The following is a 12,457-nucleotide window of genomic DNA, read 5'->3' as shown; positions in this document are numbered from 1 at the left end:
CGTTCCCGGCCATTCGGGGTGGGGCGGAAAGCGTTGACGGTGCAGGACTCGCCCTCTATAAGACCCCCAATGGCGGCGGGCGCAATCCCGCCGCCGCTGTTCTTTGAGCAGCGCCGCTTTCGGGAGCATTTTGGCTTCCGTACATGGCATCCTCAAGAACGGCTTAGGTAAAGAACACCCTGGAAAATACCACCAGCGTTGATCACGCAATTTGAACGGCCGGCGCGCTCAAGCCCGACCACCCGAGCGATGACAGCCGAAGGATAGTTGAGAACATGGCCAATACCACTTCCGCCAAGAAGGCGACCCGCAAGATTGCCCGCCGCACCATCGTCAACAAGTCGCGTCGCACCCAGATGCGTGGCGCGGTCCGCACCGTCGAGGAAGCGATCAAGAGCGGCGATCGCAATGCCGCGCTGGAAGCGATGAAGCGCGCGGAACCGGAACTGATGCAAGCCGCGCAGCGCAACATCATTCACAAGAACAATGCGAGCCGGAAGGTGTCGCGCCTGACGCACGCGATCGCCAAGCTCGCGAAGTGAACTGACAGAAATAGATATTCGTCAAAAGCCCGGCTTCGCCGGGCTTTTGTTTTTTCTGTCATGCCTAAACGTGTGGGCACGACCCCAAAAATCCATTTCACCACCACGTGCATCCTGTTGCATTTCAGGCGCACGCTGAAAGCATGTCATGGATCGACTGTGACAATTCAATTGTCCCGTTGCTGAACGCCGACTTACGTGTCACATTTCTAGCGCCCGTAGTTTTACGAAGTGCAATTTTATTGCACCCGCGTTGCTGTGCGCAATTTGCGCGAAGCGCGATCGCAACGGCAGACCAATCCAATGCCGGCTTCTTCCGCGCGCTTCCCTGCCCCGCGGGGTTACCCTGAAAAACAATTCCGAAAAACTTCGCTTCGCTAATCACTTATCCACATAGCGAGCCCAAGCGTTTTGAAAAACGGCCCCGGTAACCACGATTGTAACGGTTTGTTAAAAAATTTTGCGAGTGCGGCGAAAATTGTCACGCTCGTTCGCGCTCCGCGATTCTGCGCGCTGATTCAAAAACTTGGTGTGGAGTGTCACAATTGCAGCGTTGCAACACCGCCGAAGAGTCGGGCCGCGTCGTCGAATCACGGATTGTCAGAAATTGCGCTTGGTGTATTTGTTACTCGTTCGCGACGCTCAAGGCTCTCCTGACCAGCGCGGTATGAGACCCAAGAGCGGACGTGCAAATCGGCGGCGGTGTGCGCGTTAGCGACGCTTTCCAAGCGAAGCTGAGTTGGTAACTCATAGCAATATGAGGTCGGTTGTTCTGTGTCTAAATTTCTCGGCGTGGTGCTCGCGTTCAGCGCGCTCCGGACAAGGGGAATAAGGCAGGGGAAATGAGACGCCGGCCGACGATGCAACGATTGGGAACGCGGAGTTCGTGAACGTGTTGAAGACGACAGACTGAAATACGCGGCGGCGCGGCGGTCGGACAAGCGGATGTTCGGTAGCGGCAGACTGGCTTTGAAAACACTGGTGATGTGATTGCTCGCCGCGCGTTCTCGCGGCGAGAGGGGGAGGTACTATGCTTTACGGAATCAACGCGACATTCGGCACGCTCATTTCAATCGAGACCGCTTCTGAATCCCTTAACGACGTTCTCAGTCGTCCTCCTGCGCGAACTCCGGCTAGACCGTCGAGTACGCGCTGACCTCGCGGTAGCCTCTCACTCCATCCAGCCTTTGATCTGAGCAACGGCGATTCCGCCGAACACCCGATCCTTGTCTGATGGCTGAAGCTCCGCGTCGAGGTCACGTCTGGCAGGAAACCTGCGGGGCAGCCCGCCAGGCGATTTCGTAAAATTCCATTACTCATTCAGAAAAGTTCTCAGGCAATGACAAATACGGAACAGGATCGCTGGTCGCGCGTGAAGGGGCGGTTGCGGACGAGTGTGGGCGAGGACGTCTATACGAGCTGGTTTGCGCGCATGGACCTGGAGGCCGTGCAGGACGAAAGCGTGCATCTGTCGGTGCCGACCCGGTTCCTCAAGAGCTGGATCCAGGCGCATTACGCCGACCGCGTCCTGACCTGCTGGCAGGCCGAGATGCCGGAAGTACACCGGATCGATCTCACCGTGCGCACCGCGATGCGCTGCGCCGCGCCCGCCAAGGAAGCCACGGCACCAGCCGATCAACGCCGCATCGAGCAGGCCAATGGCCGGCCCGCGCCCGAATTGCGCGCGACCGCGACGGCGCCGGTGTCCGCCAGCCATGATGCGCTCGGCGGCTCGCCGCTCGATCCGCGACTGACTTTTGCAAGCTTCGTGATCGGCCGCTCCAACACGCTGGCTCATGCAGCAGCACGTCAGGTCGCCGAAGGACGCCGCGGCGATGCCGTGATGTTCAACCCGCTCTACATTCACGCCGGCGTTGGCCTCGGCAAAACCCATCTGCTGCAGGCGGTGACGTGGGCCGGCAATTCCGGCAGCGAACGCAAGGTGCTGTATCTCACCGCCGAGAAGTTCATGTACGGCTTCGTCGCCGCGCTGAAGACGCAGACGGCGCTGGCGTTCAAGGAGGCGCTGCGCGGAATCGACGTGCTCGTGATCGACGACCTGCAATTCCTGCAGGGTAAATCGACCCAGGCCGAGTTCTGTCACACGCTGAACGCGCTGATCGATGCCGGCCGCCAGGTGGTGATCGCCGCCGACCGACCGCCGTCCGATCTCGAGAGCCTCGACGATCGCGTGCGCTCGCGGCTGGCCGGCGGTCTCGTCGTGGAGATGGGTTCGCTCGGCGAAGAACTGCGGCTCGGAATCCTGAAGTCGCGCGTGGCGGCAGCGCGTGCGCATCACGCAAGCTTCGACGTGCCGGAAGCGGTGCTGGACTATCTGGCGCGCACCATCACCCATAATGGCCGCGACCTCGAAGGCGCCATCAACCGGCTGCTTGCACATTCCAAGCTGAACAACCAGCCGGTGACGCTGGAAATGGCCGAGCGCGAGGTCCGCGACCTGATCCGCCCGCAGGAACCGAAGCGGATCAAGATCGAGGACATCCAGCGGGTGGTCGCCCGGCAGTACAATGTCAGCCGTTCGGACCTGCTCTCGTCGCGGCGGACCGCGAACGTGGTTCGGCCGCGTCAGGTCGCGATGTATCTGGCGAAGACGCTGACGCTGCGCTCGCTGCCCGAGATCGGCCGCCGCTTCGGCGGGCGCGACCACACCACGGTGCTGCACGCCGTGCGCAAGATCGAGGCACTGGTGGCCCGGGATACCGCGCTGTCCGAAGAGGTCGAGTCGCTGAAGCGGCAGTTGCAGGAATAGCGGGAACAGCACCTGCAGGAATAGGACTTGGCTCCTCCCAACCTCTCCCTCCCCTGAACCCAGGGGCGGGAGAATTTTTTTCTGCCGCCATTTTCTGCCGCAAAAGTGGGGAACGGGGCCCGCTCTCCCTTGCACCGGCGGGCCATCCGCGCCACCTTGCGGTCCCCCCGGGGGTTTGATCAACTCCGATCCTGATCCGGCTTTTCGGGTTTCCAATGCCGCGGCGCTGCCTTTAGGGGCCGCCCGGCTTTTCCATCTCTGGCGGATATTGCAATGAAGGTCACCGTCGAACGCGCGCAACTGCTGAAATCGCTGGGCCACGTCCATCGCGTGGTCGAGCGCCGCAACACCATCCCGATCCTCGGCAACGTGCTGGTCCGCGCCGAAAACGCCAGGTTGTCGCTGAAGGCGACCGACCTCGACCTGGAGGTGACCGAAACGCTGGCGGCGGAAACCGCGACCGGCGGCTCCACCACCGTGCCGGCGCACATGTTCTACGACATCGTCCGCAAACTGCCCGACGGCGCGCAGATCGTGCTGGAAGCCGACGGCGACCGTGCGGTGCTGGCGATCCGCGCCGGGCGCTCGCGCTTTACGCTGCAGACGCTGCCCGAAAGCGACTTCCCGGATCTCGCCGCCGGCGACATGACGCATTCGTTTTCGCTTGCCGCTGCCGACGTCAAGCGCCTGATCGACCGCACGCAGTTTGCGATCTCGACCGAAGAGACCCGCTACTACCTCAACGGCATCTATCTGCACACAGCCGGCAGCGCCAAGGCTGCGACGCTGCGCGGGGTGGCGACCGACGGGCATCGGCTGGCGCAGATCGATCTGGCGCTGCCCTCCGGCGCGACCGGCATGCCGGGCGTGATCGTGCCGCGCAAGACGGTCGGCGAGGTGCAGCGGCTGATCGAGGACAATGAGGCCGAAGTCAAAATCGAACTGTCGCAGGGCAAGATCCGCTTTACCCTCGGCAATGTCGTGCTGACCTCGAAACTGATCGACGGCACCTTCCCGGATTATGGCCGCGTCATTCCGCAGAACAACGACAAGGAGCTAATCGTCGACAAGAAGGATTTCGAGGCCGCGGTAGACCGCGTCTCGACCATTTCCAGCGAGCGCGGCCGTGCCGTGAAACTCGCATTGTCTCCGGGCAAGCTGGTGCTGTCGGTGACCAACCCGGATTCCGGCAGCGCCACCGAAGAACTCGAAGTCGAATACGCCTCCGACGCACTCGATATCGGCTTCAACTCGCGCTATCTGCTCGACATTGCCGCCCAGATCGAAGGCGAAGTCGCCGTGCTGCGCCTGGCCGATCCCGGCTCGCCGACGCTGGTTCAGGACAAGGACAACAAGGGCGCGCTCTACGTGCTGATGCCGATGCGGGTGTGAACTCTTCCGGCAGCAAGGACGTCGATCTTCCCTCTCCCCTTGTGGGAGAGGGTGGCGCCGAACGAAGTTCGGCGACGGGTGAGGGGTTCGCGCCGCAAACGCCACACCATCGTCCGACTGCTAAACGCATCCGCAACTTCGCCAAGAAGATGCGCGGTGAACCAACCGATGCGGAACTGGCGATTTGGCGATTGCTTCGCGACCGACGGCTCGGGCAATTCAAGTTTCGCCGCCAAGTTCCTTTTCAAAGCTTTATTCTCGACTTTGTGTGTTTCGAGAAGCGATTGATCATTGAAATCGATGGAAGCCAGCACGCATCATCGACACGTGACGAAGCGAGGGACGCGCTGTTGATCTCCGAGGGATTTCGAATTGTGCGCTACTGGAACAACGACGTGTTGCAACAACCTTCCGCCGTTCTGGAGGACATTTTCGTAAAGCTTGCCGAGCGGTAAGATACCCCTCACCCGTCGCCTCACTTCGTGAGGCGCCACCCTCTCCCACAAGGGGAGAGGGGAAGAAAAGACCGACGCTCCTCATGACCCCCTTGCGCATCCACCGCCTTTCCCTCACGCACTTCCGCAACTACCGCGCGGGAATCGTACAGGCGCGCGGCGACGTCGTGGTGCTGGTGGGGCCGAACGGCGCCGGCAAGACCAATTGCCTGGAGGCGATCTCGTTTCTCTCACCGGGGCGCGGCCTGCGGCGCGCGACGCTGGAGGATGTCGCCGACAACCAGGGCGACGGCTCCTGGGCGGTGTCGGCCGAGGTGGAGGGCGCGCTGGGGCTTGCCACGCTCGGCACCGGTATCGATGCGCCCGCAGCGGAAGCCGCCTCCACCAGCCGTCGCTGCCGGATCGACCGCGAGCCCGTGAGCTCGGCCACAGCGTTCGGCGATCATTTGCGCATGGTGTGGCTGACGCCCACCATGGACGGGCTGTTTCTCGGCGCCGCTTCCGAGCGGCGGCGCTTCTTCGACCGGCTGGTGCTGGCGATCGACAGCGAACATTCCAGCCGCGTCTCGGCGCTGGAGCGCTCGTTGCGCTCGCGCAACCGCCTGCTCGAAGTGCGCAACTATGACGACCATTGGTGCGACGCGATCGAACGCGAAACCGCCGAGCTTGCGGTAGCGGTCGCTGCCACCCGTGGGCAGACGGTGACGCGGCTGGCGGCGATGCTGCGCGAACGTGGGCAAGCTTCGGCCTTTCCGTCGGCACAGATCATGCTCGACGGCTGGATGGAAAACGCGTTGGTCAACGAGTCCGCGACATCAGTCGAAGACCGCTACCGCGAGATCCTGCGCGCCAGCCGCGCCCGCGACGCCGCGGCCGGCCGCACGCTGGACGGCCCCCACCTCACCGATCTGCAGGTGGTCTATGCGCCGAAAAACATGCCGGCGCGCGACGCCTCGACCGGCGAGCAAAAGGCGCTCCTGATCGGGCTGGTGCTGGCCCATGCCACGCTGGTTGCCGAAATGACCGGCATCGTGCCGCTGCTGCTGCTCGACGAGGTGGTCGCGCATCTCGATCCCGTCAGGCGCAAGGCGCTGTTCGATGAGCTCGCAAAGCTCGGCGCGCAGGTCTGGATGACCGGGGCCGATCCGGCCGCCTTTGTCGATATCGGCCCAGGCGGCGAGATTTTCGATGTGGAGTCGGGCCAAGTGAACCGTCGCGGCTGAGTCCTTAGCGCCCCTTGCCCGCGGGCGCTTCGCCGCCGAGCAAGCGGTCGATGATGGATGCGATCAGAAAGACCGATCCCTTTTCAGTGATATGCACCTGATCGCTGACGGTGATATCCGCCGCCGCATCCCCAATGCGCGTCAGGCACCCCTGCGCATTGCAAAAGACGTCCGACGCGGAGATGAATTCCGCGCCCAGCGGCTCGAGCCTGGCGCGCATCACAGCATCATAGGCGGTGGGTGGCGCGGCACTGGGCGAACGTTGCGGGATCAGCGCGCGATGGAGGATGAAATACCGGAGCACCTCGCCCGGAAGCCCGCGCCGCCATACCGGCACCGGACCGAGGACAACGACGCGCGCGTGCGTCTGCTGCTTTAGCGCGGCCACGGTCTCAGCCACGTTGTCGAGATGCTGTTCCCAGGTTCCGTGCAGCAACACGACATCGGGCTTGATCTGCTGGACCAGCGAAAAAACCTTGTCGTTTATCGCGCGGCAGCCGGGCGTGATGTCGGCGTTCAATGCCGGAATGCAGGAGTTGGAGGTGAGCTGCGCAATGCCGAAGTTTCGTGTCTCCTGAGCTTTGCGCAGGCCGGGCAGCAGGGCTCCAGCGGTCGAATCGCCCCAGACCAGGACCAGCGGACGCCGATCACGCTCGACGCACGCGTCGGCGAACGTCGTTTCGTGGCTGAGATCGAGCAGGCATTCATGAAACCGCCACTTGAAGCTCTCGGTCCGCACGCTGGCCATGGCGCGGATTTCCGCCGGCAGCCTGAAGTCGAAGCCGCGCCCCCACATGACGGCAAACCCTGCGACCGCGATCATCGCCATGCCGGCTCCGAGGCTGAACATCTTGCGCCGGGTCGGGAGGCCGAAACGGAACGGGATCTCGACAAACCGGTAGGTAGCCCAGGCCAGCAGCATGCTCGCGAGCAATATCAATTGGCGCTCCAGCAGCGTCAGCGGACCGAATTTGATAATCCCTGCGAATACCAGTAGCGGCCAGTGCCAGAGATAGAGCGGGTAGCTGATCAGCCCGATCCACACCAGCGCTGGGCTTGCCAGCGGGACCCGGTTCACCCACGCAGCCGGCGCGGATAGCAGAAGCGCGCTGCCCGCGACCGGCAGCACCGCCCACCAGCCTGGAAAGGCGCGGTGGCTGTCGAGAATGTAGGCTGACACACCAATCAGCGCCACGCCGATCCAGGCGCGCCAGCTGCTCGCCGCGCTGGACTGATTGACGTTGATCCAGCCGCAGGCCAGCACCGCGCCGGTCAGCAATTCAAACGCGCGCGTGAACGGCAGGTAGAAGGTCGCGATCGGATTTGGGCCGATCAATGCCACGTTGAACAGGAAAGAGGCGATGCCGAGCACCGCAGCCATTGCGATAATGCTCATTCGAAAGCGCGCTGCGAGCATCAGGAGCAGCGGCCAGAACAGATAGAACTGTTCCTCGATGCCGAGCGACCACAGATGCAGCAACGGTTTCTTGGCGGATTCGATGTCGAAATAGCCGGATTGCAGCAACAGCGCGATATTGGCCAAAAACGCCGCGCTGGCGAAACTGTCGCTGCCGAGCTGCGCAAAGGCCTGTGGCAGCATCCAGAACCAACCCAGCGCCAATGTCGCGCAGAGCACCACGATCAGCGCCGGGAAGATGCGCCGTATCCGCCGGTTGTAGAACTCGACCAGGCTGAAGCGGCCGAGTTCCAGCTCGCGCGTAATGAGGCCCGTGATCAGGAAGCCCGAAATCACGAAGAATACATCGACCCCGATGAAGCCGCCCGGCATGGCGTCCGGAAACGCGTGGTAATTCAGGACCAGCATCACGGCGATGGCCCGGAGGCCGTCGACATCTGGCCGATATTTTGGTGAAGGCAGAGACAATGGAGCGCTAACCCGGGATCGCTGTGGACGGCGGACAACGACTACAGGCTGCCGCGCCGCCTTTCTCTAGCAGGTCCGCGGCGGACTGCCATTTCCCGCCGCGACGGATACCAAAAATCCGCACGCCGAGGGCGCGGAATCAGCCGTCGAATCGCGCTTTTCGAGACCGCCGGAATCGCCCCTCGGAGACCTTGAAAAAGGGTAAAAAATTGCCATCTATTCAACGACTTGTAGACAGAGAGATTGCGCTAGGCGCGATGCCTCTTTCATGGCACAAATAGATCAATCAGCGCCTCATATTGCGCAGCTGATTCGGGACACTCTCGAAGGCCTCACATGACAGAACCTGCCCGGCAGACACCTGCCGATACTGAGCATCCCATTCCGGTCGAATATGGCGCGGAATCGATCCGGGTGCTGAAGGGGCTCGATGCCGTGCGCAAGCGGCCGGGCATGTATATCGGCGACACCGATGACGGTTCCGGCCTGCACCACATGGTCTACGAGGTCGTCGACAACGCCATCGACGAAGCGCTCGCGGGTCACGCCACCGCGGTGGAAGTCGTCCTCAACGCCGACGGCTCGGTGACGGTGCGCGACGACGGCCGCGGCATCCCGGTCGACATCCACAAGGGCGAAGGCATCTCCGCAGCCGAGGTCATCATGACCCAGTTGCACGCCGGCGGAAAATTCGACCAGAACTCCTACAAGGTTTCCGGCGGCCTGCACGGCGTCGGCGTTTCCGTCGTCAACGCGCTCTCGAGCAAACTCGAGCTTCGGGTCTGGCGCGACGGCAAGGAACATTACATCGAATTCGCCCACGGCGATGCGGTCGCCCCGCTCAAGGTCGTCGGCGATGCCAACGGCAAGCGCGGCACCGAAGTGACGTTCCTTGCCTCCACCGAGACTTTCACCAACGTCGAATATGATTTCCCGACGCTGGAGCATCGCCTGCGCGAGCTCGCGTTCCTGAATTCCGGCGTCAATATCGTGCTGTCAGACATGCGCCACGCGGTCGAGAAGCGCGAGGCGATGCATTACGACGGCGGCGTCGAGGAATTCGTCAAATATCTCGACCGCAACAAGAAGGCGATGGTGCCCGCCCCGATCATGGTTCGGGCTGAAATGAACGACATCGGCGTCGAGGCCGCCCTGTGGTGGAACGACAGCTACCATGAGAACGTGCTGTGCTTCACCAACAACATCCCGCAGCGCGACGGCGGCACCCATCTGGCCGGCTTCCGCGGCGCGCTGACGCGCCAGGTCAACGGCTATGCCGAGGCCAATGCGAAAAAGGAAAAGATCGCGCTGACCGGCGACGATTGCCGCGAGGGCCTCACCGCCGTGCTGTCGGTGAAAGTGCCGGACCCGAAGTTTTCGTCGCAAACCAAAGACAAGCTGGTGTCCTCGGAAGTGCGTCCGGTGGTCGAGAACGTCCTCAACGAGGCACTTGCAGCGTGGTTCGAGGAGCATCCGACCGAAGCCAGAGTCATCGTCGGCAAGGTGATCCAGGCCGCCGCCGCGCGCGAAGCCGCCCGCAAGGCGCGCGAACTGACTCGCAAGAGCCCGCTCAGCATTTCCTCGCTGCCCGGCAAGCTCGCCGACTGCCAGGAGAAAGATCCCGCCAAGTCCGAACTGTTCATCGTCGAGGGGGACTCGGCAGGTGGCAGCGCCAAGCAGGGCCGTAACCGCGAATTCCAGGCGGTGCTGCCGCTGCGCGGCAAGATCCTCAACGTCGAGCGCGTCCGCACCGACAAGATGCTGTCCTCTGAGCAGATCGGCACCCTGATCACCGCGCTCGGCACCGGCATCAGCGACGATTTCTCGGCCGACAAGCTGCGCTACCACAAGATCATCGTGATGACGGACGCCGACGTCGACGGCGCCCATATCCGCACGCTGCTGTTGACCTTCTTCTACCGGCAGATGCGCGAATTGATCGACCGCGGGCCACCTCTATATCGCGCAGCCGCCGCTCTACAAGGTAACGCGCGGCAAGTCCGAGCAGTATCTGAAGGACGAGCGCGCGCTGGAAGATTATCTGATCGCGACCGGCCTCGACGACTGCGTCTTCACGCCGGCGACGGGGTCGGAGCGCGCCGGCCGTGACCTGCTGTCGCTGGTGGAGGATGCGCGCATCATCCGCGGCATCCTGAACAATCTGCACAGCCGCTATAACCGCAAGGTGGTCGAGCAGGCGGCGATTGCCGGCGTCCTGAGCCCGAAGATCACCAGCGATATCGCCACCGCCAATGCCGCCGCCGACTACATCGCCAGGCGCCTCGATGCGCTGGCCGACGAGGTCGAACGCGGCTGGACCGGCCGTTTCACCGAAGGCGAAGGCTTCTTCTTCGAGCGCACTATCCGCGGCGTCAAGGACGTCGCTGTCATCGATGACGCCCTCCTGGGTTCGGCCGATGCCCGCAAGCTCGACGATTATGCGCTTAGACTGCAGGAGTCCTACCCAAGGATGGGCGGCGTGTTGCGGCGAAAGGATACGGAGACCGCGATTCACGGGCCGGTCAGCCTGTTCGAGGCGGTGACCGACGCCGGCCGCAAGGGCGTGGCGTTGCAGCGCTACAAAGGTCTCGGCGAAATGAACCCGGGCCAGCTCTGGGAAACCACGCTGGACACCAACGAGCGTTCGCTGCTGCAGGTGAAGATCAAGGAGGTCGACGAGGCCGACGACATCTTCACCAAGCTGATGGGTGACGTGGTCGAGCCGCGCCGCGAATTCATCCAGGATAACTCGCTCAGTGCCAATGTCGACGTGTGAGGCAGGACACGCCCGTGCCGCCCATTCAATACATCGTTGAAGGCGGCCACCGGCTCGCGGGAACGATCGAGCCGTCCGGCAACAAGAATTCCGCGCTGCCGATCATCGCCGCCGCGTTACTCACCGAGCACCCGGTCACGCTGGAAAACGTGCCGCGCATCCGCGACACCGAAACGCTGGTCGAACTGATCCGCTCGGTCGGGGCTTCCGCCGAATGGACAGCACGCAACACGCTGGCGATCCACGCCAAGGATATCAGCGCCGCCGATCTCGATCCCGAACTCTGCGCGCGGATCCGCGCCTCGATCCTGCTGGCCGGGCCGCTGCTGGCCCGCTGCGGCGAGGTGGCGCTGCCGCCGCCCGGCGGCGACGTCATCGGCCGTCGTCGCCTCGACACGCATTTCCTCGCCTTTGAACAATTGGGCGCGACCGTCACGGCGACGCATCGGCTGGAGTTCCGCGCGACCAAGTTGAGGGGAGCCGACGTATTCCTCGACGAGCCCAGCGTCACCGCCACCGAAAACGCGCTGGTCGCGGCCGTCGCCGCCCACGGCACCACATATTTGCGCAACGCCGCCTCCGAGCCGCATGTGCAGGACCTTGCGCATTTCCTGGTCGCGCTCGGCGCGAAGATCGAGGGCATCGGCACCAACACCATCATCGTGCACGGCCCGGCGACGCTCGGCGGCACCAGCTATTCGATCCAGCCCGACCATATCGAGGTCGGCTCCCTGATCGGGCTCGCCGCGGTGACGCGCTCGCCGCTGCGCATCGCCAAGGCCGGCGTCGAGCATCTGCGCTCGATCCGGATGGGCTTTGAACGGCTCGGCATCGTCTGCGGCGTCGAGGGCGACGACCTCGTGGTGCCGTCCGGCCAGACCATGAAGATCCACGACGATTTCGGCGGTCATGTGCCGAAGCTGGAGGATCAGCCCTGGCCCGCCTTCCCGGCCGACCTGATGTCGATTGCGATCGTCACCGCCACGCAATGCGACGGCGTCATCCTGATGTTCGAAAAAATGTTCGAGTCGCGGATGTTCTTCGTCGACAAGCTGATCTCGATGGGCGCCCGCATCGTGCTGTGCGATCCGCATCGCGCGATCGTGGCCGGCCCGAGCCGGCTGCGCGGCGCGCCGATGACCTCTCCCGACATCCGCGCCGGCATGGCTATGCTGCTGGCGGCCGTCGCCGCCGAAGGCACCTCGACCATCAACAACGCCGACCAGATCGAGCGCGGCTATGAGCGCATCGAGGAGCGGCTCAATGCGCTGGGCGCCCGGATTACGCGCGTGCCGGCGCGAGAGGGCCGCTAGGCCGCAGCACGCGCCGTCACTTTTTCGACCCTCGGCGGTGCTAAAGCGTTTTCAAGCGAAGTGGACACTGGTTCGCGTAAAGAAAACGCGTCAAAAGGAGA

Annotated in this window: 7 protein-coding genes and 1 pseudogene; 7 read left to right on the top strand and 1 reads right to left on the bottom strand. The window is 63.3% G+C overall.

Annotation, left to right across the window (positions count from 1 at the left end; all coding sequences use genetic code 11):
- Positions 1 to 275: 275 nt before the first annotated feature.
- From rpsT to recF, 5 genes are all read left to right on the top strand, one after another.
- Positions 276 to 542 carry a 30S ribosomal protein S20 gene (rpsT, locus tag V1283_RS38835; protein WP_028347803.1) on the top strand — a complete coding sequence of 89 codons (267 nt, stop codon included), beginning with the start codon at positions 276 to 278 and terminating at the stop codon, positions 540 to 542.
- Between the two features lie 1,339 nt (positions 543 to 1,881).
- Complete coding sequence (gene dnaA / locus V1283_RS38830) at positions 1,882 to 3,312, top strand: chromosomal replication initiator protein DnaA (RefSeq protein WP_334391843.1); 1,431 nt, start codon at positions 1,882 to 1,884, stop codon at positions 3,310 to 3,312.
- 273 nt (positions 3,313 to 3,585) lie between these two features.
- A complete protein-coding gene (gene dnaN / locus V1283_RS38825; RefSeq protein WP_334391842.1) occupies positions 3,586 to 4,704 on the top strand; it encodes a DNA polymerase III subunit beta in 1,119 nt (372 codons plus the stop codon).
- 41 nt (positions 4,705 to 4,745) lie between these two features.
- Positions 4,746 to 5,159, top strand: a complete 414-nt coding sequence (locus V1283_RS38820) for an endonuclease domain-containing protein (protein ID WP_442895913.1) — start codon at positions 4,746 to 4,748, stop codon at positions 5,157 to 5,159.
- 83 nt (positions 5,160 to 5,242) lie between these two features.
- Complete coding sequence (gene recF / locus V1283_RS38815) at positions 5,243 to 6,382, top strand: DNA replication/repair protein RecF (protein ID WP_334391841.1); 1,140 nt, start codon at positions 5,243 to 5,245, stop codon at positions 6,380 to 6,382.
- Between the two features lie 4 nt (positions 6,383 to 6,386).
- On the opposite strand, the gene V1283_RS38810 is transcribed toward recF, so the two are convergent.
- Positions 6,387 to 8,267, bottom strand: a complete 1,881-nt coding sequence (locus V1283_RS38810; protein WP_334391840.1) for an acyltransferase family protein — start codon at positions 8,265 to 8,267, stop codon at positions 6,387 to 6,389.
- A gap of 336 nt (positions 8,268 to 8,603) precedes the next feature.
- Here V1283_RS38810 and gyrB point away from each other — a divergent pair.
- A pseudogene (gene gyrB / locus V1283_RS38805) lies at positions 8,604 to 11,043 on the top strand (DNA topoisomerase (ATP-hydrolyzing) subunit B).
- A gap of 14 nt (positions 11,044 to 11,057) precedes the next feature.
- Positions 11,058 to 12,356, top strand: coding sequence for a UDP-N-acetylglucosamine 1-carboxyvinyltransferase (gene murA / locus V1283_RS38800; protein ID WP_334391839.1), 1,299 nt, complete (start codon positions 11,058 to 11,060; stop codon positions 12,354 to 12,356).
- Positions 12,357 to 12,457: the final 101 nt, after the last annotated feature.

It is taken from the genome of Bradyrhizobium sp. AZCC 2262 (genome assembly GCF_036924535.1).
Taxonomy (GTDB): Bacteria; Pseudomonadota; Alphaproteobacteria; order Rhizobiales; family Xanthobacteraceae; genus Bradyrhizobium.
Note: the sequence above shows the minus strand (reverse complement) of the source record. Positions and strands in the feature narration are given on the sequence as shown.